This is a genomic window from Clostridioides sp. LIBA-7678 (genome assembly GCF_056716065.1).
On the sequence record NZ_CP196987.1, the window covers coordinates 613,238 to 639,741 of the forward strand.

At 28.1% G+C, this 26,504-nt stretch carries 21 protein-coding genes and 1 pseudogene; 13 read left to right on the forward strand and 9 right to left on the reverse strand.

What is annotated here, in order from left to right:
* Nucleotides 1–102 precede the first annotated feature (102 nt).
* Genes ACTG46_RS03165 through ACTG46_RS03175 form a run of 3 tightly spaced genes read right to left on the reverse strand, consistent with a single transcriptional unit; the run spans nt 103 to nt 2,142 of the window.
* Complete coding sequence (locus ACTG46_RS03165; RefSeq protein WP_479923592.1) at nt 103–1,140, reverse strand: DUF4097 family beta strand repeat-containing protein; 1,038 nt, start codon at nt 1,138–1,140, stop codon at nt 103–105.
* Nucleotides 1,133–1,810 (reverse strand): permease prefix domain 1-containing protein, encoded by a 678-nt coding sequence (locus ACTG46_RS03170; RefSeq protein ID WP_479923593.1) that lies wholly within the window; start codon nt 1,808–1,810, stop codon nt 1,133–1,135. Before ACTG46_RS03170 ends, ACTG46_RS03165 begins: the two co-directional genes overlap by 8 nt.
* Before the next feature lie 11 nt (nt 1,811–1,821).
* Nucleotides 1,822–2,142 (reverse strand): PadR family transcriptional regulator, encoded by a 321-nt coding sequence (locus ACTG46_RS03175; RefSeq protein ID WP_054269099.1) that lies wholly within the window; start codon nt 2,140–2,142, stop codon nt 1,822–1,824.
* 346 nt (nt 2,143–2,488) lie between these two features.
* Between ACTG46_RS03175 and ACTG46_RS03180 the strand changes: the two genes are divergently transcribed.
* The 3 genes from ACTG46_RS03180 to ACTG46_RS03190 all read left to right on the forward strand — a co-directional run bounded on the left by ACTG46_RS03180 (nt 2,489) and on the right by ACTG46_RS03190 (nt 4,633).
* On the forward strand, nt 2,489–3,829 hold the full coding sequence (locus tag ACTG46_RS03180; protein ID WP_223152734.1) for a sensor histidine kinase: 1,341 nt from the start codon (nt 2,489–2,491) through the stop codon (nt 3,827–3,829).
* A 72-nt stretch (nt 3,830–3,901) separates the two neighbouring features.
* Complete coding sequence (locus ACTG46_RS03185; RefSeq protein WP_479923594.1) at nt 3,902–4,486, forward strand: accessory gene regulator ArgB-like protein; 585 nt, start codon at nt 3,902–3,904, stop codon at nt 4,484–4,486.
* A 3-nt stretch (nt 4,487–4,489) separates the two neighbouring features.
* Nucleotides 4,490–4,633 (forward strand): cyclic lactone autoinducer peptide, encoded by a 144-nt coding sequence (locus ACTG46_RS03190; RefSeq protein ID WP_223152732.1) that lies wholly within the window; start codon nt 4,490–4,492, stop codon nt 4,631–4,633.
* A 299-nt stretch (nt 4,634–4,932) separates the two neighbouring features.
* Here the strand turns inward: ACTG46_RS03190 and ACTG46_RS03195 are convergent, their stop codons facing one another.
* The 5 genes from ACTG46_RS03195 to ACTG46_RS03215 all read right to left on the reverse strand — a co-directional run bounded on the left by ACTG46_RS03195 (nt 4,933) and on the right by ACTG46_RS03215 (nt 8,944).
* A complete protein-coding gene (locus tag ACTG46_RS03195; protein ID WP_479923595.1) occupies nt 4,933–5,502 on the reverse strand; it encodes a hydrolase in 570 nt (189 codons plus the stop codon).
* Between the two features lie 188 nt (nt 5,503–5,690).
* The gene (locus ACTG46_RS03200; RefSeq protein WP_054269102.1) at nt 5,691–6,941 is read right to left on the reverse strand and encodes an MFS transporter; all 1,251 of its coding nucleotides are present in this window, start codon (nt 6,939–6,941) and stop codon (nt 5,691–5,693) included.
* An 8-nt stretch (nt 6,942–6,949) separates the two neighbouring features.
* On the reverse strand, nt 6,950–7,183 hold the full coding sequence (locus tag ACTG46_RS03205) for a hypothetical protein (RefSeq protein WP_054269103.1): 234 nt from the start codon (nt 7,181–7,183) through the stop codon (nt 6,950–6,952).
* Nucleotides 7,184–7,233: 50 nt separating this feature from the next.
* On the reverse strand, nt 7,234–7,812 hold the full coding sequence (locus ACTG46_RS03210; protein ID WP_167639742.1) for a TetR/AcrR family transcriptional regulator: 579 nt from the start codon (nt 7,810–7,812) through the stop codon (nt 7,234–7,236).
* A gap of 343 nt (nt 7,813–8,155) precedes the next feature.
* A complete protein-coding gene (locus tag ACTG46_RS03215; protein ID WP_479923596.1) occupies nt 8,156–8,944 on the reverse strand; it encodes an EFR1 family ferrodoxin in 789 nt (262 codons plus the stop codon).
* A 381-nt stretch (nt 8,945–9,325) separates the two neighbouring features.
* On the opposite strand from ACTG46_RS03215, the gene ACTG46_RS03220 reads away from it, so the two are divergent.
* Nucleotides 9,326–10,786 carry an NADP-dependent glyceraldehyde-3-phosphate dehydrogenase gene (locus ACTG46_RS03220; RefSeq protein ID WP_074179079.1) on the forward strand — a complete coding sequence of 487 codons (1,461 nt, stop codon included), beginning with the start codon at nt 9,326–9,328 and terminating at the stop codon, nt 10,784–10,786.
* A 149-nt stretch (nt 10,787–10,935) separates the two neighbouring features.
* On the opposite strand, the gene ACTG46_RS03225 is transcribed toward ACTG46_RS03220, so the two are convergent.
* Nucleotides 10,936–13,020: a sensor domain-containing protein gene (locus ACTG46_RS03225; RefSeq protein WP_227832231.1), complete on the reverse strand. Its 2,085-nt coding sequence runs from the start codon at nt 13,018–13,020 to the stop codon at nt 10,936–10,938.
* Between the two features lie 783 nt (nt 13,021–13,803).
* Between ACTG46_RS03225 and ACTG46_RS03230 the strand changes: the two genes are divergently transcribed.
* From ACTG46_RS03230 to ACTG46_RS03270, 9 genes and pseudogenes are all read left to right on the forward strand, one after another.
* Entirely contained in the window at nt 13,804–15,246 is a 1,443-nt protein-coding gene (locus tag ACTG46_RS03230; RefSeq protein ID WP_479923597.1) for a GntR family transcriptional regulator, read from the forward strand.
* A 26-nt stretch (nt 15,247–15,272) separates the two neighbouring features.
* Nucleotides 15,273–15,380: pseudogene (locus ACTG46_RS03235) on the forward strand (IS1595 family transposase); the annotation flags it as partial.
* Between the two features lie 37 nt (nt 15,381–15,417).
* Complete coding sequence (locus ACTG46_RS03240; protein ID WP_169466549.1) at nt 15,418–15,567, forward strand: DUF4177 domain-containing protein; 150 nt, start codon at nt 15,418–15,420, stop codon at nt 15,565–15,567.
* Between the two features lie 406 nt (nt 15,568–15,973).
* Nucleotides 15,974–16,249, forward strand: a complete 276-nt coding sequence (locus tag ACTG46_RS03245; RefSeq protein ID WP_243194037.1) for a hypothetical protein — start codon at nt 15,974–15,976, stop codon at nt 16,247–16,249.
* 19 nt (nt 16,250–16,268) lie between these two features.
* On the forward strand, nt 16,269–16,556 hold the full coding sequence (locus ACTG46_RS03250) for a hypothetical protein (protein ID WP_054269108.1): 288 nt from the start codon (nt 16,269–16,271) through the stop codon (nt 16,554–16,556).
* Nucleotides 16,557–16,812: 256 nt separating this feature from the next.
* Nucleotides 16,813–19,308 (forward strand): ATP-binding protein, encoded by a 2,496-nt coding sequence (locus ACTG46_RS03255; protein ID WP_074179080.1) that lies wholly within the window; start codon nt 16,813–16,815, stop codon nt 19,306–19,308.
* 14 nt (nt 19,309–19,322) lie between these two features.
* Nucleotides 19,323–23,135, forward strand: a complete 3,813-nt coding sequence (locus tag ACTG46_RS03260) for a GTPase domain-containing protein (RefSeq protein ID WP_479923598.1) — start codon at nt 19,323–19,325, stop codon at nt 23,133–23,135.
* 588 nt (nt 23,136–23,723) lie between these two features.
* Complete coding sequence (gene tnpB, locus ACTG46_RS03265) at nt 23,724–24,833, forward strand: IS200/IS605 family element RNA-guided endonuclease TnpB (protein WP_479923599.1); 1,110 nt, start codon at nt 23,724–23,726, stop codon at nt 24,831–24,833.
* Nucleotides 24,834–25,010: 177 nt separating this feature from the next.
* A complete protein-coding gene (locus ACTG46_RS03270) occupies nt 25,011–26,351 on the forward strand; it encodes a hypothetical protein (RefSeq protein WP_479923600.1) in 1,341 nt (446 codons plus the stop codon).
* The last annotated feature ends 153 nt before the right edge of the window (nt 26,352–26,504 follow it).

Consider the following 26,504-nt stretch of genomic DNA (forward strand, 5'->3'; position numbering starts at 1 on the left):
TATCAATAAATAATAAATCTACCATAGAAGTGTTTTGATTTTAATAATAAAAGTGTTTTTCTCATAATAATAAAAATATTTTGGTTGTAATAATCATTTTATCTAATTCTTGTTTTTTAGAATAGTAAAATTTCCACTTGTAGCACTTACATAGAAATTTGTAGCCCCATTTTTATAAGTGTATAAATCATCGTGACGATTCAATTCAAAGTCACTATTTAAAGAACTAGAAATCTTATCAAAACTTAAAGTGAATCCTGGATTATCAGGAATAGATAAATCAATATTGGCAGAAGTAGTCTCGTAGTTTAGAGAAGACAACATTTTGTTAGATATAATTTTTGCATCACCTGAAGTTGATTCTGCTTTAATATCAGAAAGTGTTCCAGATACATCCATTCGTCCAGAAACTGTACTACAGACAAGGCTTTTATTATTTATATCTTTTAAATTTATATCACCACTAGTTGTATCTAAATTTAAACTATCAATTTTGCCAGAAAGTTGTATTCTGCCAGATGTTGATGTAAATGTAGCGTCTTTACTATCTAGTTTTGTTATATCAATATCACCACTAGTTGTGTCTAAGTTTACTTTATTAATATTACCAGAAAGCTCTATTATGCCTGAAACCGTGCTAGCTTCCATTATATTACCTTTTATGTAAGTACTATATATATCTGCTGAAGTAGTAGATAAATTTATTTTATCATAAAGCTTATTAGGCAAATACAGTTCAAGTATTGTTGGTTTTGGAAGATTAACTCCAATAAAGAATTTCTTTGCTGAATTATCATCTATAGAAAGAGAATTTCCATCAACCTTTATCTTCGCAAGTTTTTTCTTTGAAAAATTAGAAGGAGTTTTTTGAATTAATTTGATTTTATTAGAATCACTTTTCTTAATTCTAACTTCACCTGAAATCCAGTCAACATTAATATCGTTTATTTTATCTGAAAAACTTTCATTTTTAGCTACTATATACTTATCATAGTTGTATTTAGAATGTAAATTATTAAAAGAAAGATTAAAAGAATGCGAGAATATGTTTCCTATAAGAAGAAGGATAAATACTATAGAAAGTGATATTGCAACGATACTCCATACTAAAATCTTTGTTTTTATGAGTTTTTTATTCATGTTTATTATCCTCCTTTGATTCACTTAGTTGTATTATTCCTTTAATAATCTCAACACCAGCAGAACCTATTATAAATAGTATCCATGAAAAAGACCAAATATTAAATAGCATGCTTGTGATTAGATATATAGCAACTATTATAATCCAATATGCGCTAATAAATGATTTGTAAGCCGGATTTATATCATCATAATTTGTTTTAAATTCTTTAAATTCTTTTGTTGAAGTATCATTATATAGAGCATAGTTTGGTTTTGTCATTTGATTATAAACTAGTAGTCCTACTCCAATTGCTATTAATATAAGCATTAAAAGAATCCCTAGAGTTGGCTCTATACCAAAGCTCACAATTGAGACTACAAACAAGAAAGGGCTTACTATAAAAAGAGCAATTGCTATTGATGCTCTTAAGGCTCTTTTCTTTTTTTCCTCAATTAATTCAGAAGGTACAAAATATGGTTCTTTAACACTTTCAATTAACTCAGATAAATCTCCAATTCCTGAGATTACTGAATTATATGCTTCTTGTTCTGTTTTACCATCTTGTATTTGGTCATTGTATTTTTCTTTTAGATTTTCAAATAATTCATCTTTAAGTTCTTTGACTTTTTTTGTTTCATTAATTCCTGTAAAGCTATTATCAATATAAGTACGTATTTTATCTAACATATTTTCACCTCCTAAATTAATATGTCTATTAGTGCTTTTGTATTATCCCATTCTTCATGGCTTTTTATATATTTTTCTCTGCCTATGTTTGTTATAGAATAATATTTTCTTCTAGCTCCAGTAGCTTCATCTCCCCAATAAGAGGTTATTGCACCAGACTGCTCAAGTCTACGAAACGCTGTATATAGAGTGGCTTCTTTTAACTCGTACAATCCATTGGTCTTTTCAAGTATAGATTTATTAATCTCATAACCATAACTGTCTTTTTCAAGTAAATGTTTTAAGATAATTGTTTCTGTATGACCTCTTATCATGTCAGATGCGATTGTCATGAACATCACCTCCGATTAAATATATAATACTTTGATATACCTCGCCTGTCAAGGTATATCATGAGAAAAAATATTTCATAGTGTTATTGAGCTAAATTTTATGATTTATTAGAAAAAATATGTATTAAATAGAAATATTAAAAATCTAGACAAAGAATATTAAAAAAATAAAGAAAAAGTATGGAAAGTATAAATAAAAGAATTGAACAAAAAATTTAATGTAAATTAGATTTATTTGACATAATTTTCATATACTATTTACTACAACTGTAGTAAATAGTATAATAATTGTAATATGTTATATAAAAAAATATTTTGTAGGAATTAATATAATAGGAGAGGCATTATGACTAATTCGAGTCTTTTTTGGAATGTTTTTATTGCAGTATCTTTTATGATAGAGTGGTTTGCGTGTAAAAAAATATTAGATTATACTAGTGAACAAAAATTTTGTGGATATAAAATAAATCTTTGTATGTTAGTAATAGTTGTTTTTGCTAATATTCTTTATTTTTTTAATATACTTCCAGATTTAAGAATAATAATATCTTTAGTTATAACAATTGTATTTTATAAATTATTATATGAAGTTAAGTTTATAAAATCTATTTTAATATCTTTAATGTATTGGTTATTATTGATAGGAATAGATGCTTTAAGTATGACTCTAACTATATGGATGAATTCAATTGATGATATGTCTAAGTTATTAACTGAAAACATCTATAGAATTGAATCAGTTTCTTTAGGAAAGATAGTTTTAATTTTAGTTTTGTTTGTCTATAAGATATTTAAACAAAAGTCAGATGTAGAAATAAGTAAAACAACTTTAATATATACAATTATACCAATGATAGCTAATATAGTTTCTTTTTTTGTAATCTTTAAATATGTATTTAATCCATTAACAGCAACTTTGATTCATAGTTATGAAATTTTAATCGTATCAACAATACTTTTTTTATCCAATATATCATTGATATTAATTACTATAAAGCTACAAAGAGACGGTAAGCTTATCTTAGAAAATAATATGATTAAAAAAATTGGAGAGATGCAAAGTACATACTATGAAAATATGGAGAAGAAATGTTTAAAAACTAGATTATTAAGCCATGATATGAAAAATCATATTTTATGTATTAAAGCTATGATTGATAGAAATCTTGATGTGAGTTTATATTTAAATAACTTACAACTAGAAATTCAGGATAATAATATTACTTTTAATACAGGAAATATTATATTAGATGCTATATTAAGTGATAAAAAAGAACTCTGTGCTAGAAATAATATAGAATTTAATACAAATATAAATTTCTCACATTGTGATTTTGTTGATTCAGTAGATATATGTCATATATTTTCAAATATACTTGATAATGCTATAGAAGCATGTAACAAAATTAAAGATGGGACTAAAGAAATAACGCTTAAAGGAGATATAAAAAATTCTTTTTACTTTATAAGAGCTGAAAATACAAAAGTTAATAACATAGTTGTTAAAAATAATAGTTTTATAACTGATAAAGAAGATAAGTTCCAACATGGTCTTGGTATAAAAAGCATTAGAAGTGCTGTAGATAAATACGATGGTACTGTGGTCATTGAATATGATGATAAAAAATTTATTGTTAAGATTGCTATGCCAATTAAACATGTAAACAAAGAAAATTGTATAGTGTAAGAAGTATATATGCAATTAAATTAATATGAAGATAATGTTAATTATAAATATAAAGAATTAGGGGATAAAGTGATGATTAAGAATTACTCAGAAAAAATGGCTTATATTTTAATGAACAATAACTTAATTGAAGATAGTGAATTTAATATATATTCATATGGCTTTGAAGTGATGATTGCATCTTTTATAAATTTTTTGCTAGTATTAATTATTGGATTTATTTTTAATAAGTTTATACATACAATATTTTTTTTAGTATCTTACTGCCTTCTTAGACAATTTGCAGGAGGATATCATGCAGCAAATCATAGAAATTGTACATTTATGTTTTTATGCATGTTTTTGTCTACAATAATATTTTCTAATATAATGATTCATATAGAATCTGTTCAAACAGTTATATTAGTAGCTTCAGTTTTTAATTATATAGGTGTATTTATTTTGTCTCCAATAGAACATAGAAATAAGCCTTTAAATCTAAGAGAGAAAGCAATATACAGCAAAATATCAAAATTACTAGTAACCATATTACTAGTTATTGTAATTATTAGTGTAAAATCTGTTAATATGATAGATTATTCATTGTATATATCATTTGCAATGTTTTGGTCAAACATTATGTTGATTTTAGCAAAATTTAAAAGTGAGAGGAGTTAAAAAATGAAAAAATACGCATTACTTATGATGAAATGTTTAGGTTTTTTATCAGTGATTACACTTTATTTATCTGCAAATACTACGTGTACATGGTATAATTGTCAACCTGAAGCACCAAAGGATTTAAAAAAATTTAAAAAGATTTAGATTAATTTTAAATACATAATATTTACACCTGTATATTATAAAAAGAGGCTTTCTTAAAATAGGGATAAGCCTCTTTTTCATTGTTAAAACGATGAAAATATGTTTAATTTTATACAAAAAATGAGTGTCTCATGAACTAAAACATTAATTTTGAGACACTTTTTATTTTACTAAAAGGAAACCTATAAAAATTTAAAAATAAATAATTGCAATTTTATAAAAAGTTCTCATCTATTATATTTATAGGCATTTATTTAATTAATTAAGCTTTACTATATTAAATATCTATGTATGAGAGGCTATATCGCCATTTCTGGGATTAAGCTTCTCATAGCTTCTATAGTTGTTTGAATAAGCTTATCAAGTTCCCAGCCAAGCATTTCTGCACCACTTCTTATAACATCTCGAGAACAGCCAGCAGCAAATGACTTATCTTTAAATTTCTTTTTAACAGATTTTAATTCTAAATCAGAAACACTCTTTGAAGGACGCATTATTGCAGCGGCACCAATTAAACCAGTAAGTTCATCTATAGCAAATAATACCTTTTCCATAAACTGTTCTGGCTTGACATCTGAGCCAGTTAGTCCATATCCATGACTTACAGTAGAATCGATTATAGATTTATCTAAATCAAGCTCTGTCATTAGTTCTCTTTGCTTAACACAATGTTCATCAGGATACATTTCAAAATCTAAGTCATGTAAAAGTCCAACTACTTCCCAAAATTCTACTCTCTCAGGGTCGTATTCTTTTGCATAGTATCTCATAACTCCAGATACGATTTGAGCGTGTCTTATATGAAATTCTTCCTTATTGTATTTTTTTAGTATTTCCCATGCTTGTTCTATATTTGGCATGTAACTCATTTTTATCACTCCTCTAGCTGAATATTTTGAATTTTTATAAAGTTTATTTTCCATTGATTATATCAATCAATTTCCAATACGTCAACACACTGATACACAATTTTGCATGTAAATTCAGAAATTAGTGAAAATTGAATTTTTATGTCTGGTTTTTAGGTCTAAAACCTTTCTATTTAAATTCTGAGTATCTAAATTTTTTCATTCTGTAATGTTATTTTCGATATAAACGCTATAAGTAATGTAATAAATCCTACTCCTATTATAATAATATACACTCTATCCGATAATAAATCGAAAAGTCTACCATATATAACCTGCCCAATAGGCATTGCGACAGATGTTCCTGCAAAAAGAATAGCCATAACTTTTCCTAGCAGTTCATTTGGAGTTTTTAATTGTATGATTGTTATAGCATATATTGAGATAAGAGTCGTTGTAAAAAATATTAGCATAGAGGATATAATAAAGATTAAAAATGGAACTGGAAATCCTGTATTTAATATAAATGGATAGACTGAAAATGCCATTGGTATAAATATAAGTGCACATATGATGAAACAAATATGTAAGTTGGTTATTTTCAGATGCTTTGAGAAAATACCAATACTCACAGCAGCTATTAACGAACTAAAAGAGATTGCTCCTTCTGCTACACCATATAGAAAGTTATTAGATTCCATAGTTATTTTTACTATATAGGGGATACCTACGATTAGCATAGAACTTAAAACTAGATTTATTGCCATTGCTAAAAAGAGTATTTTTAATGTAAATCTATTTTCCTTACATATATGGATAATACCATCTTTTATATCAATAAATATAGTTTTTATAATGTTGCCAGTTTGTTCTTGTTTAACAAAAGGAATCTGTATAAATATCTCCATAATTGCAGATAGAAAGAAACTTATACAACTGATAACGACAATTGCATTGATACCAAGGATACCATACAAAACACCTCCTAATACAGGACCTGCTATATTTGTAAGAGAGGCAACTCCAGCTACGATACCATTTGCATTTATTAAATGTTCATTATCTACTAAAATGGGTGTACTTGACTGAACTGTTGGTTGATACATTGTGCTTATTACTGAAAGTATGGTCATAATAATTCCTATAAGTAGTATTGAACCATTATCATTAAATAAGAAGAGTGATAAGATTAGTACTGCAACACTACTTGAAAAATCGAAAATAACCATTAAGTTTCTTCTGTTGAATATATCTGCAATAGCCCCACCAATAGGGGAGAATACTACAATTGGGATTGAAGATACTGCGAGTATCGTAGCAAATATTTCTGCCTTACCAGTCATATCAAGTATGTAGAGAGATAAAGCAAACTTGAGTATTGATGCACCAAATAATGAAATTATTTGACCTAATACCATTAAGTTAAAATTTTTATTAAAAGTATTTAATGATTTTACCATATATATACCTACCTATCTAAGATTATTAAAATATTTATAATGATTGCTATGACAGCAATGACTATAAGGAAGTTTTTTCTTGTTTTAATCCCTAATATTATTATAAATGCAGAAAATATTATAGATAAGATAGAGTAGAATGGCATGAGTTCGCTGCTAGGGTCTACTAGTTTTGTGTGGATATTTAGTTTATCATTTATTTTGTAAATAATATCATTTAGTTTTTGTATTAATTCAATCATATTACCCCTCCTAGTTATAAAGAAATGTTTAGAAAATTTATTTTAAATTATTACTCAAGTATGTGTTCTACAAGATTGTCTACCATAAAATCAAATACTTCAATGTAGTTATATCCAATATCTTCTTTTAGCAATAGACTTGAAAGTAGGGCATTGCAAACACCAAAGGCTTTTTCTTTCTCTATTTTTAATTTGAGATTGTATCTTTCAATTAAGTTGTAAAAACTTTGTACATTATTATATTCAAGTTGCGAAAGCATCTCTTTAGGCATCTTATTTAATAAAGAGATGTAATCAGCATTGTTTGGTGAATATAAGAATGGGTTTTTATCATATAATCGGTATAACATCTTCAAGGCTTTTGCAAAACCCTCTTTTTGAGGCATGTTACTTAAAATTTCATCTACTGATGATATAAGTTTGTTTTGAATTTCATTTAATACTTCAAAAAATAGCTTTTCTTTTGAATCAAAGAATGTGTAAAATGAACCCTTTGCAATTCCTGATTTCGAACAAAGTTCGTCAATGTTAGTTTTTTTGTATCCATATTTAGACCAGTGAATTTCACATTCTGAAATTAATCTTTTTCTAATATTATTTTTTTCTATTTCTGTAAAGCTTTTAGCCATATTTATCAATCCTCTCTATAAGTATATGTTATCTATAACTTAAAATATATTTTAAGTCATAGATATATGATATTGTTCATTTACAAATTTGTCAAGCTTGACCCTGACAATAAGTAATATTTTTTGCTACAATCTGTTATTAATCTCACATGGAAGCTGTTATATGAAAAGAGCCAATAGCCATAAGGGATGTTATTTATAGGTTATTGGCTTTATGTATTTATATCTTAGTATTTGATAGCTGGCAAATTTAATTGTTTTACAGTGATAAGATTTTCTTATTTATATTTGAGATTAGGATAGCGAAAAATTTTTAAGCACTATATTTTTCAGATTTCTAACCTTATTTATAATATTTTCGATTTGACACTATATCATTTGAACTAATATAAGGATTATGATATTTTTTGCGTTTTCGAGTGAAATAAGGGAAATTAATGGATTCTTTTGGACAAAAGGAAATGCAAGCCATACACTGACTACATTTATGTTGAAATGTTGGTTTACCATTTTGCATTATTATATTTTTGCAAGGGCATACTTTAAAACATAATCCACAAGAAATGCAATCATCCCAAACCTTGAAATATTTATCATTAGATGGACAATTTTTTATATAATGGTCCATTATTTTATGAAAAAGTGTATTTACTAAAAAATTGGGTTTTGGGTAGTTTCTTATTTCTTTTTGTGATATTTCTTTTGATATAATTCTAAGCTGTTCCTCCATTTTAGGGACACGTTTTTTAGGGTTAGGAAATGGTGGATACATGGCTACATAGTTAGCAACACTATATACTTTATTCCCATAAGATAAATTACACCCTTTTTCCTTGAGTAGCAATGCTAATTCTTCCATGCTTTTTCCGTTAATAAAAGCAGGCATAGAAATTGCAAATATATAGGCATCAGGGGATAACTCTAAATTTTTTATAAATTGAATTACAGTTTCTGGTATAGTCCAATGGTATACAGGAAAAATAAATCCTATTCGTTCAGCAGTCAATTTTGAATAATCAGATGGTGATGTTCTCATTGAGATAATCTCTGTATTATTAAGTTCTTGTGCGATTACCTGAGCAGCTCGCATACTATTTCCTGTTCCAGTAAAGTAGTAGATTACATTACGCATATTTTTTACCTCCAAAATCTGTTGAATAAGACTTGTAACAGTCTATTTTTTATTCTGAGTTTTAAACAGAATAGTGTTCTGTTAGGATTATATCATATATGCAAATTAGGGTCAATAATTAAGAGAATATCGTTCTTTTAATTGTATAATCTTGTCCTATTCTTGTTGACATTATGATATGTGTAATTATACCTTGAGAGAAATATAAGGGTGAAATAATGAGAGAATTATTTAAAATACAATGCCATTTAAAATACAAAAAATATAGATTATGAAAAAATTTTTTAAGGTAAACGTTTATTAAAAAAAGAAATGTTTACATAACGAATAAATGGCTATAATTTAAATACACAAAGTTATATCAGAGAGAGGAATAAAAATATGTTTAATGAACTTAGAACAAAAGAAAATGTATATAAAAATTTAATAAATGGAAAATGGGTGGAATCTAATTCAAGAAAACCAATAGAAATTTACTCACCAATAGATAATTCTCTTGTTGGTAAAGTACAATCTATGACAAAACACGAAGTAGATAAAGCCATTGAAAATACAAAAGAGAGTATAAAGGTATGGGCTGAAATGCCTGTATACAAGAGAGCTAATATATTCCATAAGGCTGCTGATTTATTGTTAGAAAATATGGACGAGATAGCTAATATATTGGTACTTGAAATAGCCAAAGATATAAAGTCTGCAAGAGCAGAAGTTGAAAGAACAGCAGATTTTTTAAGATATACAGCTGATGTAGGAAAAAATATGGAAGGTGAAGCTATCAGTGGTGATAACTTCCCTGGTGGAACAAGAAATAAGATGTCTTATGTTTCAAGGGTTCCATTAGGTACTGTTTTAGCGATATCTCCTTTTAATTATCCTGTGAATTTATCAATGTCAAAGATTGCACCAGCACTTATTGGTGGAAATGCAGTTGTATTAAAACCTGCCACACAAGGAGCTATTAGTGCACTTCATGTAGTAGAAATTATGAGAAAAGCTGGTATACCAGATGGAGTACTTAACACTATTACAGGTAGGGGTAGTGAGATAGGTGATTATGTTGTAACTCATAAAGGAATTAATTTTATTAACTTTACTGGTAGTACTGAAGTTGGTCAACATATATCTAAAATATCTAGAATGGTACCATTATTATTGGAGCTTGGTGGAAAAGATGCCGCTATAGTATTGGAAGATGCAGACTTGGATTTTGCAGCTAAGAATATAGTGTCTGGAGCTTATTCATACTCAGGTCAAAGATGTACAGCAGTGAAGAGAATCCTAGTACAAGAGAGTGTAGCTGATGAATTAGTGGAAAAGATAAAGCCATTAGTAGAGAAGTTAACGATTGGAAATCCAATGGAGGAAGTAGTTATCACGCCTCTTATAGATAATAAAGCGACTGATTTTGTTCAAGGTTTAGTTGATGATGCACTACATAAAGGAGCAAAATTAATAACAGGTAATGTCAGAAAAAATAATTTATTTTATCCAACATTATTAGACAATGTAAATGTTGATATGAAGATTGCTTGGGAGGAGCCTTTTGGTCCAGTACTTCCAATTATAAGAGTTAAAGATATAAATCAAGCAATTGAAATTGCTAATCAGTCAGAGTATGGACTTCAATCATCGGTGTTTACAAGTGATATTGATAGGGCATTTTATATTGCTGATAAGCTTGAGGTTGGAACTGTTCAAATAAATAATAAGACTGAAAGAGGGCCAGACCATTTCCCATTCTTGGGTGTAAAGGCATCTGGTATGGGAACTCAAGGAGTTAAGTATTCAATTGAGGCTATGACTAGACCTAAAGCAGTAGTGGTAAATGTTAAAGAGTTATAAGTAAATGACTAGGAATAAATAAAATGATTATAGAAAGTAACTAAAATAGTCAGAAATATAATAAAGTGGAGAATTTAATTCTCCACTTTATTTTTTAAACTTTCATTTTTTATGTAATATATCTCTTAGAATAAATAACTTTGTACTGATTAGTTAGAGGATTTTTGAAATAATTGCTTTTCAAAATCTTCTATTGGTAAAGGTCTAGAAAAGATATAGCCCTGTAACATATCACATTTTATTTCTTGTAAAAAGTCTTTTTGAAAACTAGTTTCTATTCCTTCAGCTACAGTAGTCATTTTTAGTTTCTTAGCTAACTCAATTATAGAGATAATTATATCTCTTTCACGCTCAGAATCTAGGCGTTCTGATTTAAAGAATGCGCCATCTAATTTTATAGTATCAACATAAATATCCTTAAGCATATTAATTGAGGAATAACCACTTCCAAAATCATCAATAGAGCATTTAAAGCCATATTTATGGATTTCATTTATTATTTCACTAAATACTTTAACATCCTCAAATACAATTGTTTCTGTAATCTCAATTTCTATAAGATTAGGTGGAATATCATATTTTTGGGCTATTTCTTTATATGAATTAATAAAGTTTTTGAATGAAAAATGATAGCGAGACATATTTACTGAAATATTTATAGTATTTAATCCACAATCAATCCATCTTCTTAAGGTTTTGCAGACTTCTTCAAAAACGTATAAATCTAACTGTACAATAAAGCCATTCTTTTCAAATAATGGAATGAATTCATTAGGAGGGATTATTTTCCCAACAGGAAGAATCCATCTAACTAGAGCTTCTGCACCACATATCGTTTGATTAGATAGTTCCAATTTTGGTTGTAAATAAACTTGAAATTCTCTCTTTTCAAGTGCTTCATACATTCTATTTTCTATACTTTTCTCTAGTATGAGTTTTTCCTTATCTGTTTTGCTATAAAAATTACAAATACATAAACCATGATTTTCTATATTTTTAGTTGCTTTACAAGCTACATTTGCTCTATCTTGGATATTTGTTATATCTAAAGAAGTATCATGAATTACATAGGCACCAGCAGTAAAGTAAAGCATGTATTTATAATCAGCATTATCATTGAATTTATTGATATATTTAACTATTGAGTTTAGTCTAGAAGTTATGTCTTCTTGATTATTTTTAAAAAGAAGAATGAAATTATCAGCAAAGATTCTAGTTACAAGCTCACCTTCATGTAAGTGCTCGTTTATGCAATTATAGATATATTTTAAAAGTTTATCTCCAGCTATATTTCCTGCTGAATCATTTATTAATTTAAATTTTTGCATGTTTAGCCATATAAGAGTATATGTATCAGATGGTGACTGTTCAATAACTTCTTTTACTGTTATGTTAAATTTAGTACGGTTCATACCTCCAGTAATTGGGTCAATAAAAGCTAATTCCTTTAATTCCTTATTATTTTTTTCAATAATCTCATTTTGTTTTACTAATTTTGTGACATCTGAATAGATTAAAAGATATATAGGTTTATCATCTTCCCAATCTATACATTCAGCCACAACTTGCATGTGAACGATGTCTCCATTGATAGTTTGTGGAGAAATAGAAAAACAAATGTATTTTCCATTTCTAAAATCACTATAGTGTTTATACACTTCACTAAGATAGCTTTCTGAATCTATATCTTTTAATAGGAAATTTACATTATCTTTAAAAATATCAAAGTATTTTTGGTTAGCATCAAGAAGTTGGAAACCAAAATCAGTAACCTTAAACTTAGCAATGAGACCAGGAAAATTTTTGTAAGTTGCAGTTTGCTCTATTTTAATCATCATTTGTTCAGTAATATCAATCATAACGGAATATGAAATAGGGCATCCATCAATAATTTCTCCTGTTAAAAATCCAAATAACTTTATCCATAATTTTTTTCCATTACGATGCTTCATACGACAAACATAGTCATATTTTTTTTCTCCATTAGAGAATTTCTTTTCCACATAATCTACAAGTGAATTCCAATCTTCTGGATTATCTTTGTAAAAAAGGTCACATTGATTATGAAATAGCGATTCATATTCTTCTTTTGTATAACCAAACATTTCATAATAGCGGTCATTAGCCCAAACAACAGTAAAGTGTTCATCTAATTGGTGTCTACTAACGCTTACATCTAACGCATTCATTAATAAACTATATTCAATATTTGCAAAATCTTCATGCTTTGACATTATTAGGACTCCTTTATAGCATATATTTCATAGAATATCTAAATTACCTAACTTAAATTGGATTTATTTTTAAGCTTATTTTTATACATTAAAGAATTCAATTTTGATATTAAAGTTTCAATATCAGATATACCATATCATTTAATTAATCCATAACTGGTAGAAATGGTATAAGTGTATCCATTAATGCTACTTAAGTGTCACTTAGTTTTGATAATTCATTATTGATATTAAGTGCTATTTTTTATATCTCTATACAACTTGTTTTATAATTTCTAATTTATGGCATTTTTTCTAAATAAATATTTTTTCAATGGAATATATATGATTGATGAATATAAGTATTTTTAAGGTTAGCAATATATTACTTTCGATTATAAAGTAATAAGTTAGAGTGTTTGTTGGTGAAAATGTAATCAGTATACTATCAAACAGTATATATTCTAAAGTAAACCAAATAAACTTTAAAAACAGACTGAATTCCATTTGATTTTGAGTTATTATATAAATGTGTTCTTTTATTTTATCTATAGGGTAACATAAGCTAAAATCTAAATTAGGTAGACTTAACATATCTACACTTTTTTGTTGTACATAATTGTATTATATCAGTAATATGCTATTTTACTTAATTATAACATCACAAAACTTAGACCATATATATGAATGGTCTATACTAATTATAGATTATGAATAAAAAATAAGCAACTATTTTAATTTATTAAATAAAAATAAATATAGATTATGAAAGTCAATAATTTTAATTTATTAAAGAGGGAAAATATGAAAAGAAAACCACAATATTCAATTGTATTTGAAGATATAATTAAACAAATTTATACAGGCAGAATTACTGTTGGTGACAAGCTTGATTCTATTAATAAGATGTCCAAAGAGTATATGGTATCAAAAAATACTATAAAAACAGTAATAAAAATGCTATTAGAAAAGGGTTTTATAGAAACCAAAGCTGGGTCTAGAGCAACTGTGATATACAATGCAAGTACACAACAATCAATTGAATCTGAATTATCATATGAGAAAATCTTGCAAATGTCAGATATATATCAAATTTTCAGTTTGATATTTCCTTCTATTGCTATTAATAATGTTAAGCAATTTACATCTAAAGACTTTCAAGAATTAAATGATATTATCAATCATATGGAAGAGAATAGTTCTGACACTTTTATAATTAGAAAACAGAGGATAAAATATATAAACAAACTAATAAGCAAAACAAATAATTCTCTGATTCAATATTTCTGCGATATTATTCAATATGATGTTATGATTTCACCAATGGATTATAGTGTCAATAATTTGGAGAACTGTTATGTTACTTTTTTTAGTAGTAAGTATATAGAGCAGGTAAGACAAAGTTATTTATATGGGTTAAATAGAGATTTTATTGAACTTAAGAAGTTATTGACTTACATGTATGAAAGTTGTAGAAAATTAACACTTAACATGATAAAAAAATATGTTTCAGAAGATAAGTATTCAAACAATTTTAAGTATGTATCATTAGAAAAAAGTTATTTGTATGACTTTATTGTTTCAGATATAATTTGTAAAATTTTTGAAGGAAATCTTAAAGTAGGAGACTGTCTACCATCAATTACTTCAGTAATTAATAAGTATAATGTATCTCTTCCAACAGTTAGAAGTGCATATAATGAACTAAATGAGTGTGGTATAGCTAGAACAATTAATGGAAAAGGAACTTATATAACACTTTTTTCTGAATATGCAGATGATTATATAAAGACAGAAAAAGGAGCTAAAAGATTGACACTGCTTTTAGAAGCTATGGAGTTTATTACAATTACCTTTGAAGATGTAGTATTTTTATTAGGTAGTAGAATGGATTATGTAGATATAGAGAATATAGAAGCTCATTTAAGAGGTTTACAAAATAGTTATAAAGAGTGTAAGGTATATCCAGACTTTGTTTTACTTTGTAAGATAATAGACTGTACACACATTTATGTAGTACAGGAAACTTTCAGACATTTAAAACAACATACGATATTTGGAATTTATTTAGAGAGATTCTTTCATAAAAAATATAATGAGATTTTGAAAACACGCTTTGATGTATGTTTCGAGATACTTACATATTTAAAAAAAGGTGATATTAAAAATTTTGCATCAGCTTTTTCTAATGTCTTTGAAGACTCTTTTCAAAGGTTGAAAAATGCTATATTTATATTAAGCCAATGATGATGGAATAGAATAAAACTTTATTAATTTATCATATTAACCATATTAATTCCCTACATAGCAACTTGAAAGTTTGAGTAAGACATTTTTATACCAAGTACATATGTAACAGTTTGTATTGGCTTAATTGGGTAGAGAGAAACAAAAACATTTTAAGGAGGGATATTAGCAATGAAAGAATATAAGATTGTAGAAGCTAAGAAGTCTCAAGCAGAAACAATAATGAATGACATGGCAAAGCAAGGTTGGGAAGTAGTTAGTGTAACATATTGGTATTCTTGGAAAATCTCTCTTGTGATTACTTTTTCTAAGGAAGTGTAATCATCGACACACAGGTTTAACAGAATCAATATATTTAAGTAAGGGATATTTTCTAAAGGTAATATTTGAAAATATCCCTTAGAGAGTTTTTTGTTTATATGTATATTTTTATGTAATAATTCGATTCCAAACGAGTAATTATAAGAAATATATTTCATTTTTAGATAAATATTTTAATATGAAAAAATATTCTAAGAAATTTTTACGACATTTTATCCTAATAGAATGATTGTTTTTTGTGTATTATATTATCTTAAATTATACAAGATTGTTTAAAAATGTTGATTTACTTGAATATTTATCCAGTTATGCATTTTGATTGACCAGTTACACGAAATATATTGAATATTAAGAAAATTAGTAATATTATATGGATAAATAAAAAAATATATAGGAGGTATTTTATATGAGTCTTTTTGTTGGTGGATGGTCAAAATTTAGAACTGTCGAGGAAGAAGATTTAAAAGTATTTAATGAAGCTGTAGGAATGTTAAAAGGTGTTGATTATGAAGCACTTATTGTTGCTACTCAAGTTGTTGCAGGAACAAATTATAAATTTATTTGTAATGCTACTTCAGTCACAAATCCTCCACACGATTATTTAGCAGAAATAGTAGTTTTCAAACCTCTTCCTTGTGATGAGCATGATGCAACAATTACAAGTATTAATGTAATTAAGTAATATTAATAGGAGCTAGGATATGAGATTAAATATAACGAAACAAAACACTCTAGAGGTTGAAAATAGTAAAAAAGAAGATGTCTATTTTGTAATAGTTGATAATGTTTTCTTTGAACGTCATGGTGATGTATTTAATAGTATCACAGACAATAATTTAAATAATTATAATGTAGAAATATTACCGACTAATAATATTTTCTTAGAATTAAAAATAACATCTACTAAAGATTTAGAACCTGTTTTTATTGTAGTTGAAGATAGACAGTATAATCACGGAAGTGTAATGTTTAAGCCAGTAGTGGTGTAATGTCTAAATTTCTTACAGAAGTATAACTATAATAAAAAGAAAAAAGTCTACAAATATGATAACTATGAAAAGATAGTGTTTAAAAATATAACAAAAAAATATAACTAAATAAATGAACTAATTAAAATAACTGTGTTGACAAAATCTATATTCTGCAACACAGTTATTTTACTAAATAAGATAGAAATTTATCAATTACAAAAGTAAAATAAAACCTTTTATTTAAATCAAAATTTATAATTTAGGGGGCAAATAAATGCTAGAAAATCAAAATCAACTTTTAGATGAAATAACACTCTTATTAGATGAAGGAAAAGTAGCGATAAATAAGGCACAAGGTCAAAATTTAATTCTAGTTCTTGGAGGTACAGGTTGTGGAAAAAGTACTGCAATTAATTATCTTGCGGGATGTGTAATGAAGGAAGTAGAAGATGAAGATACTGGTACATCATATATTGAATGTTTAGACCCTGTAGCAGAGATTGGCTCAGGAGCTGTCTCACAAACTCTATATCCGAATATTGTAGATATGAGAAAACCAGTGGAAGGAATGAATGCAAAATTATGTGACACTGCAGGATTTAGTGATAATAGAGGAGTAGCTCATGATATTAGTGCAGCAGTTTCATTAGGTGAGGTATTTAAAAATTCTGCATCTATATGTGCAGTAATTGTACTAATACCAGAAGCAGACATTTTAGACTCTAGACTTACAAAAGTGCTGGATTTATTCCAACAGTTAAATATGTGTCTCCATAAAGATAACTTTAAAGGAAGTATAACTTTTTTCATTTCAAAAAGCTTCTTAGGAAGAACAGAAAAACAATTATATAATATTATCAGAAAAAAATATGAACAGTTGTGTGAATCCTCAGAAAGTAATATAGATGAAAAAGCTTGGTTATTTGAAGAATTGCTAAAAGATAATGGCAAAAATATTCATCTTTGTAAGCCTCTTGTAGCTGAAGAGAGAGAGACTTTATTAAAACAAGCACTAGAATTAAATGAAGTCAAGGATAAGACATCAGCATTCCAATATCCAATTAGTTCGGATGCAAGATTAGTTTTAGATACATTAATAAAAGAGATTCAAAGTAGTATAGTATCTAGTTTAGAAGATTATGTGAAGGCATATACAGAAGACTTTATTAATGTTATTGAAAGAATAACAATGATTCGAGAAATATCAACATATGATAGAGTTGTAGGGACATTTAAAAATTGGTTGGAAAATACATCAAGTCTTACTATAGACAAATTTATTAATGTGTTATCTAAAGAAAGTGGATTATTCTTGAAAGATAGTTGCATGAAGTTACAAAATAAGATAAAGGGAAATTTAGATATAATTGATGCCCTAAGTAAATATACAGAGAATGGAACTGGGGAAATTCTATTACCTTCTGTACACATGGAATCTATTATAGAAAAAGTAAGTAAAAAGATAATGGAGCAAAACTTCACTATAATAAGAAAGAATTTAGAAAAAGTTTTAGTTTCTCATGAAGTACAAAAACAAGTATTTACATTAAAAAATAGAGAAAAATTGATGGAAGTTGCAAATAAAAAGGATTATATGTATAGTGTAAATGATTTTGAAGAAATTTTGATGAATGTTACGACTGTACAGCGTGAAGAATTAGTAGACAGTATAACAAGATTAAATGCATATGGAGAAGAAGGAAACGAAATAATTAGAGAATTTGTAAGTAAATACATCTTAAATCCATTTATAGTAAAAACAATTAATATTAATGATAAGAAGTGTGTTGAAATAAGAGCATTGATTCCAAACTTAGTAATTAGTAGTGTATTGAAATATTTTAAAAATAGAAAAGTAGATGACAATACTACTACATTTATGTTCTTTGCTAAAGAGACTATTTATATGGATGATAACCTTGGAATGGAATTTGCATCAGAGAAAAATATTATTCTTTCTTGTAATAATCTCGATGTAAGTAGCAATGTAAAGATTAACGTAAGTGGAAAGAGTGGAGACCTTGTAGATAATTCTATGTATGGACAAAATGGTAAAGATGGTAGAGATGCAGGTAATATTTACCTATACATTAAGAAAGAAATTAGAAATTATCGCTTAACATTAATTGCAAATGGAGGAAATGGCTCTAAAGGAACAGATGGGAAACGTGGAGATGATGGAGCAAGTGGAGCTAATGGAGCAGATGCAGGATATACAAGTTATTTTGCTGCACAAATATTTAAGGGATATTTTGCAGAAGGCACAAAAGGTAAAAAAGGTGATAAAGGTGGAACTGGTGGAAATGCTGGAATAGGTGGAAATGCTGGTAAGAAAGGTAATATTTACTTCGTTTCAGATTCAGAAGAACAAAAAAATAGAATAATTAATCATTGTGATGTAACAGTGAGAGATGGAGAAGCAGGTCCAAATGGTGTACCAGGTTCAGGTGGATATGGAGGCAAAGGTGGTTATAATGGTTATAATACGCTTTCATTCTCTGCAAGTGGTATAGATAAGACTCTGTACTATACAGGATATTTTACAAGTTGGGATTATAAAATAGAGAAAGTATTTTATTATCGTGTAGAACTTAGTGGTGGAAGTTGGAGTGAAGGAAAAACAGGACCATCAAGAGAGTATGCTGAATATGGAGATAGAGGAGACAATGGAGGATTTAATGCACCAAATACCAAGATATCAACAGCCGTTTCAAAAGTAGAAGAAAGTCTAATTAAAGAAAAATATCAAAGCTATTGTTCTGAAATATAGAAAGGGATGGATATATGGCAAATAAACTTTATAGTGGAATCGTAAACCTTTTGGAAGAGGGAAGGGACACACTTGAAAAATATAACTTAAAAGAAAAATCAATTTTATTATTCTTAGGCGCTTCAGGTGTTGGAAAGAGTACTTGTATCAATTATTTAAAAGGTTGTGAAATGGAAGAAAAAACAGATGCAGAAACTGGACAAGTATATATTACTGCAAAAGATTCAGCTGTTGAAATTGGTAATGGTGTATACTCTAAGACGTTATGCCCAGAAGTTGTAGATGTTACAAATAGAGACTTTTCATTATGTGATTGTCCAGGATTTTTTGATAATCGTGGACCAGAATATATGATTGCAGGAGCAATGCTTGTAAGAGAAACTATCTTTACATCTTCAAAGGTGAAAGGAATGGTAGTTATTTTAGACTACCAGTCTCTACTTGATTCTAGACATACACTATTAATAGAAACAGCTAAAAACTTAAAAGATATGTTTAATGATTATACAAAGTATAAAGAAAATTTTTTCTTCCTTATTAATAAAATACCTAAGTCACTCAGTGATAAAGTAACTGAAGAGAAAATAAGAGCTATATTGAAGAAAGTAAAAAAAGACCTAGACAGTCAAGAGAAAGATTATGATGGTTACAAGGAGCTAGTATATCTATTAAATGTAATCTTATCAGACAATATATCTATCAAACTGTGTAATCCACTGGATAAAAAGCCAGAAGTATTATTAGATAAAATGAAAAATCTTCCTGGAAATTTTGAAAAGACAGATATGGGCTTGATGCTTACTGCTTCTTGTAAAATAGAAATACAAAAAGCTGTTGATGTAACATATAATGAGATAGAAAAACTTTTAGTTCCTTATATACAAAGTGTAAAAAAAGGTATAGAAGACTCTATTTCCATTTTACCTTCTATAAAAAGTCTAAAAGATACAGAATCACAGTTGGAGAGTATGTATACAAATCTATGTAGTAAAGTAGCTAATATTAGAGAACTTATGGAGTTTGTACAGGAACTTTCATATGGTGACGGATTACAAAAAGTTAATCTATTAGAAGAAGTACGCCTTCTCTTAGAACTAAATAGTTATTGTAGTGAAACTCACATTGTTGGCTTAAGCGAGCTATTAAAATCATTACTAAAGAATACATTAGAAGATGCATTAAGGGATATTAGATACTGGATAATAGAAGAGGAAAATAAGAAAGAAGAGGCCAAAAAGCTTGAAGATGCAGAATATAGAAGAGATAAGATTAGAAGTTGTACATATATAAAATCATATGATAAAGAAAATATACTTTCCATGTATATACCTATACCTAAGGTGAATTTATCAGATTTAACTGAAATAATATCTGGTTATCAACTTAATATTTTATCGTCTATATATATGTATGGAGATTGTGAGATAAAAATCGATTGTAATATGGAAAAAGAAGTTTTCTCAGGTAAAAACATTGTATTGTTAGCAAAAAAATTATGTATACCAGAAGGAACTCATTCAATTAATGTATCTGGTAAAGATGCAGAGCAATTGACTGGAGAAGACACTATTTATAATGGAATGAATGGAAGAGATGGTAATAATGCAGGAACTGCAGGTGACATTTTATTATCTTTTAAAGAGATAGAAAAAAAGGGAGAACTTAAACTTTATGTAGATGGTGGACTAGGTGGAAATGGGCAAGATGGAAAAATAGGAGAGACAGGAATAACAGGAGAAATTGGAGCAAATGCAAAGATAGGTTCTGAAAAAGAGTTGAAAGAATTTGCTAACGATAACGATACAAAATATTTTGTGATAAAAGCAGAAAAAGGAAAACAGGGTGGAATTGGAGGTACAGGTGGAGACGGTGGAAATGCTGGTCTTGGAAGTAAATCTGGACAGATTTATCTTCTTGGAAAAGCATCTGTACTAAAAGGTGCTATAAGTACAAAAGATGGACATCATGGTATGGCAGGAAAAGGAGGTTCTGGAGGAAAAGGAGGCTCTGGAGGTCTTGGAGGAATTAGAGGAATATATGAAGAAACAATAAGACGTGGAGAAGGGGGCGATTATAGTGATAGAAACTATTATTATTTTGATAGATATGTATTAAGTTACGCCTCAGACTCAACAGAGGTAGCAGATGATGGAGTAAAACTAAATGCTCTTTATGAAAAACATAAAGATTGGAAAATTAGCAAACGTGAAGATTCAGGTTCAGATGGAGCAGAGGGAAAAGAAGGGCGTTTTGGAAATGCACTAAAAGAAAAGGAATTATTAAAGCAAGAGTATTCTTTATCAATGGATATGTTCTTCTATGAGTTCTTTGATAGATTTGGTTTTACTGGAAGTAAGGGATATAGAAACCTTAAACTGTTATGTGCTGTAGGAATCTTAGAAGCTGATATTTTAGAACTTTCACATATTTATGAGATTTTTCATGCCGTTGAGAAAGTAGAGATGCAGTTAAATAAAGAAATACTTCAAAAGTACTTTAAATTTGAGAGCAAAAAGAAAGAACCACTTTCTATAGAAGATATGAATATAAAGAAAGAATTTTATCAAGAGGCAAAAGAGATTTATGAATATCTTATAAATAAATTGATGCAGTCTGATAAAATAGAATCTTTTGTAGCAGAAAAACAGAATTTTAGTGAATGGAGTATGATTTTATTTGCACTTGAGCAAAAGACTGCGTTCTATGTGCAAATGATAGAGGAAAATGAAATTGGAGGAAATCGTGTTACCGATATTCGTGCTTTAACAAATTACCTAGATAAGACCTTAAAAGAATTGGAACAAGGGCAGAAGGACAAATTAAAAGAGGGATATTTCAACACATATAAAGAAGGTATACTGACTCAAATTGAATCTGGAAATCAGCAAATAGAAGTTTTAAGAAATGAACTTGAGAATAAAATGATTTCTGTTTCTGCAAAAATGAATCTATTGATTCAAGAGATTCTAAAGATAAAAGAAGATGAAAAAGAAGATATAGAGAAACTAAAAGAGAAACAGAAAAAACTTGAGGAACAGATGAAAACACAGTTAATTCTTTCAGGGATACAGAGTGCGTTGAGCTTATTAACAGCATTTAGTGGCATTGGTCAAGCTTGTTTAGGGGCATTTGATAGTGCAAAATCTTTGAGTGAAAATCTTTCAGCTAAAGAAGAAGAATATAACTGGACTAACAGAATGGTTGAGTTCTCAGATTTTAAATTAAGTTCTGAGGGTATTAATGTTGTTCTTGGAGCTCAATTGAAGGATGATAGAAAGAATGTTTTAGAAAAAATGACACATAACTTAGCAGGTGTTGATGAAGGAAAAAGAGAGAAGTTTGACCAGATTAAAGATATTATAGTTAAGTCTGTAGATAATCCTGCATATGCAGAAAGAGATAGTGATATTCAAGCGGCAAGAAATGGATTAAGTGAAGACGAATATAAAGAAATCTACACAAAAATTGAGAAGAAACAAATAGGCATGCTAGAAGCAAATTATAGCAATAAACAACAAAAAGATAAATTAGCTGCACTAGAAAAGAGCAAACAAGCTGTTGAAAGACAACAAAAGACAGCTGCTATTAAAAATGCCTTAAGTATTGGTAGTTCTGCTTGTTCTCTTGTTAATACAGCAATTAGCGGTGTTAATAATTGTCTTAATGTAAAGTCTAGTTTTGAAAGTAAGATAGAGGTTGTAAAAGATGCAATTAAGGATAAAGAAAATAATATTAAAAAATTGGATGAATTAAATACTCAGATGGTAGAGTTTAAAGATAAAACTTTTAAAGAATCTATTGCGCCATTTGTAGAAAAATTTGATTAAAAAATAGCTACGCACACTTGTGACTTTAGTCGTGAGTTAGTAGCTAAAATAGTCAGCATATAGGGAAACTTATATGTAGAGATAGGATAGAACCTATCCAATACTACTTGAATTGCTGGAAACCCCTAAAGCTAACCAAACTAAAACATAAGGATGAAATAAACCTAAGTGTGAAAGTTACGAAAGTAGAAAAAATTGGTTAGATGGTATAAGGTTAAACCCTAAGTACTTTAAAATGGGCAATCAGCAGGTAAGCTCCTAAGTAGGAGAAACTTCAACGACTATTCCTCTTGAGGGAAGTACACTACAAGCCATTGGTAGTGGAAGTGGGTAGACCTTAACGGATAACGCCGAAGGATAAGATATAGTCTGTGCTTACATGAAAGTGTAAGAAGTTCATAAGAGAACTGCATAGGTAGTAGCGAACTTATGTGAACGACAACCTCAAAAATGATAAAAGTTAGGACTTACGGTTCTTACATATGTTATTTAAAAATAAATATAAAAACCTTTAAAATACTTGTTTAAAAAAATTGCACTTGTTAATATTAGGATGGGTGGAAAAATCAGAAAAACAAGTAAAGTGAGGTGATAGTAGTGGAAAAAGCATATAAGTTTAGAATGTATCCAAATAAAAAACAGCAAGAGTTAATTAACAAAACTTTTGGATGTTGTAGATTTGTATATAATAAATATCTTGCTAAAAAAATAGAAGTTTATGAAAGCGATAAAGAAACTTTTACTTATAAACAGTGCAGTTCTGATTTGACCAATTTAAAAAAAGAATTAGAGTGGCTTAAAGAACCTGATAAATTTTCACTACAAAACACCTTAAAAGATTTAGAAAACGCATATAAAAAATTCTTTAAGGAAAATACAGGATTTCCTAAATTTAAATCAAAAAAAACTAATAGATTTTCATATAGAACTAACTTTACAAATGGAAATATTATGTACTGTAGTCAATATATAAAATTACCTAAACTTGGTATGGTTAAAGTAAGGGATAAACAAATACCTCAAGGAAGAATACTTAATGCTACTATATCCAAAGAACCAAGTGGTAAATATTATGTATCATTATGTTGTACTGATATAGATATTAAAGCATTTGAAAATACTAATAATCAGATAGGTTTAGATTTAGGAATTAAAGAATTTTGTATCTCAAGTTGTGGAGACTTTATAGAAAATCCTAAGTATCTTAAGAAGTCATTAAATAGACTTGCTAAATCACAAAGAAAACTATCGAGAAAAACAATTGGTAGTTTAAATAGAAATAAAGCAAGATTAAAAGTTGCAAGACTTCAAGAACATATAGCTAATCAAAGGAAGGATTTTCTACAAAAACTATCTACTAAATTAATACAAGAGAATGATATTATTTGCATAGAGGATTTACAAGTAAAGAATATGACTAGAAATAGTAAACTATCTCGCTTAATTTCTGATGTGTCATGGTCAGAATTTGTTCGTCAATTAGAATATAAGGCTAATTGGTATGGTAGACAAATTGTAAGGGTAGGTAAATTCTTTGCAAGTTCACAAATATGCAATAAATGTGGGTACAAAAACGAGGAAATGAAGAATTTAAGTATAAGAGAATGGATTTGTCCTTGTTGTAATGAAACTCACGATAGAGATATAAATGCAAGTATAAATATACTAAAAGAAGGACTAAGACTAATAACAGTTTAAAATAAATAACTTATGTAAGAACCGTAGGAACTACGGGGATAGCCTGTGGAGAATTGGTAAGACATATTTCAGTATGCAAGATTCTATGAAACAGGAACCCTGTGACTTTAGTCATGGGAGGTTCAGAGTACAGTTAAAAATCAAGATATTTTCCAAAATGAGATAAGTAAGTTAAAGATGAAGGAAGTTTTAACTGAGTTAATTACAAAATTTGAAGGTCTAAAAATGGAAAACTCAGCAGAGATTTCTGGAATATTTAAAAAGGTACAAGATATAATGGAAACTCAGATTATCATTACTGATAAGATTGACAAGAAAAAAGATAACCTTGCAATGGGAGAATTAATTTATCAAATGTCGGATAGTGGTAATCAAATGAATGAATATCAGAAAAAACTTATTCATCAAATTGAATTAAATCAAGTTAGATACTTATGTCAGCTAGAGGCAGCTGCTTTTCAATTGTGGACATTCCCATTTGGAAGTAATATAGTAAATATCTTAAATAGATGCCATGTAGGGATTACAGAAGATGAAAATGAGGTTGTAAATCAAGCTAAAGAGCAAAATAGACAGATTAAAGATTTTCTAGACCAAGATACTTATCAATGGCAAAGAACAGATAATCATATTCTAAAAGTACCATTGGTAGGAAGTTTAGGTGGAAAGAGTAAAGTAGGATTTGAAAATACATATTCTTTATATACTTGTAGTGAAGAAGAAGTGAAGAAGCTTTTGACTGGGGAGGAAATTAACTTTGAGATTCCAGTAAATCAAAACTTTGATGCTATGAAATATGTAACTATTTATGCTAATATACCTAATCTTAGACGAAATATTTTAGATGATAGTGCAAAAGTAAACGTGCATATGCGTTTATACGATAGTGGATATTTTTCACTGTATGATGATAGAAAAGACGTCTATTATCAATATGTATTTCCACAAAACTATATTGATATCACACATGGTCTTGATGTTAAGTACAATGATTCAGACTCAATAAACTCAATATGGTCTTCAGTAGAAGATAAAGGAATAGAAAAGTTCAAGAATGCAGGATTAAATTCTGGGAGAAGCCCATACTCTATGGCTAAGGTTTCTTTGAAGTCTCATTTTAATAAAAAACTTTCTTATGATTTATTGACGAATGAACAGAAGAAGAAACTAGAATCGTATTTTAATACATCTAGTAAATACGCATGGAGTGAGAGTATAGATATATTGAAAAGTCTTGGATATGTTGATTTGAAAGGTGTTTTAGCAAAAAATTGGTCTGAAATCAAGAAAGATATAGATAATGATGGAGAGATTATGAAGCATTTTTCAATATTACAGGCTGATTTGTTGGAAAGAATTATTTATGAGCAGACTAGTATATTAAAAGCAAATATACCTGACTTGACGATTGAATTTGTAGGGTGTGGTATTTATGTAGAGTCTGAATTTAATTATCTAAAGCAAAATGAGTTAAGATGTTATGAGCAAAGATTAGTTAAAAATACAGTTGAGGAATAGTCTTTAAATAGGTATGAAAAATTTGAAGAAGTAAAATAAGTCTAAGGAAGTCAAAGTAAGTTAGAGAAATTAAGAAAAGTAAAATAAGTCTAAGGAAGTCAAATTAAGTTAAAGAAATTAAGAGAAGTAAAATAAGTCTAAAAAATGTGAAAC

Coding starts and splice junctions, on each gene's coding strand:
- ACTG46_RS03165 (WP_479923592.1), bottom strand. CDS start 1,140: ATGAATAAAAAACTCATAAAAACAAAGATTTTAGTATGGAGTATCGTT.
- ACTG46_RS03170 (WP_479923593.1), bottom strand. CDS start 1,810: ATGTTAGATAAAATACGTACTTATATTGATAATAGCTTTACAGGAATT.
- ACTG46_RS03175 (WP_054269099.1), bottom strand. CDS start 2,142: ATGACAATCGCATCTGACATGATAAGAGGTCATACAGAAACAATTATC.
- ACTG46_RS03180 (WP_223152734.1), top strand. CDS start 2,489: ATGACTAATTCGAGTCTTTTTTGGAATGTTTTTATTGCAGTATCTTTT.
- ACTG46_RS03185 (WP_479923594.1), top strand. CDS start 3,902: ATGATTAAGAATTACTCAGAAAAAATGGCTTATATTTTAATGAACAAT.
- ACTG46_RS03190 (WP_223152732.1), top strand. CDS start 4,490: ATGAAAAAATACGCATTACTTATGATGAAATGTTTAGGTTTTTTATCA.
- ACTG46_RS03195 (WP_479923595.1), bottom strand. CDS start 5,502: ATGAGTTACATGCCAAATATAGAACAAGCATGGGAAATACTAAAAAAA.
- ACTG46_RS03200 (WP_054269102.1), bottom strand. CDS start 6,941: ATGGTAAAATCATTAAATACTTTTAATAAAAATTTTAACTTAATGGTA.
- ACTG46_RS03205 (WP_054269103.1), bottom strand. CDS start 7,183: ATGATTGAATTAATACAAAAACTAAATGATATTATTTACAAAATAAAT.
- ACTG46_RS03210 (WP_167639742.1), bottom strand. CDS start 7,812: ATGGCTAAAAGCTTTACAGAAATAGAAAAAAATAATATTAGAAAAAGA.
- ACTG46_RS03215 (WP_479923596.1), bottom strand. CDS start 8,944: ATGCGTAATGTAATCTACTACTTTACTGGAACAGGAAATAGTATGCGA.
- ACTG46_RS03220 (WP_074179079.1), top strand. CDS start 9,326: ATGTTTAATGAACTTAGAACAAAAGAAAATGTATATAAAAATTTAATA.
- ACTG46_RS03225 (WP_227832231.1), bottom strand. CDS start 13,020: ATGTCAAAGCATGAAGATTTTGCAAATATTGAATATAGTTTATTAATG.
- ACTG46_RS03230 (WP_479923597.1), top strand. CDS start 13,804: ATGAAAAGAAAACCACAATATTCAATTGTATTTGAAGATATAATTAAA.
- ACTG46_RS03240 (WP_169466549.1), top strand. CDS start 15,418: ATGAAAGAATATAAGATTGTAGAAGCTAAGAAGTCTCAAGCAGAAACA.
- ACTG46_RS03245 (WP_243194037.1), top strand. CDS start 15,974: ATGAGTCTTTTTGTTGGTGGATGGTCAAAATTTAGAACTGTCGAGGAA.
- ACTG46_RS03250 (WP_054269108.1), top strand. CDS start 16,269: ATGAGATTAAATATAACGAAACAAAACACTCTAGAGGTTGAAAATAGT.
- ACTG46_RS03255 (WP_074179080.1), top strand. CDS start 16,813: ATGCTAGAAAATCAAAATCAACTTTTAGATGAAATAACACTCTTATTA.
- ACTG46_RS03260 (WP_479923598.1), top strand. CDS start 19,323: ATGGCAAATAAACTTTATAGTGGAATCGTAAACCTTTTGGAAGAGGGA.
- ACTG46_RS03270 (WP_479923600.1), top strand. CDS start 25,011: ATGAAGGAAGTTTTAACTGAGTTAATTACAAAATTTGAAGGTCTAAAA.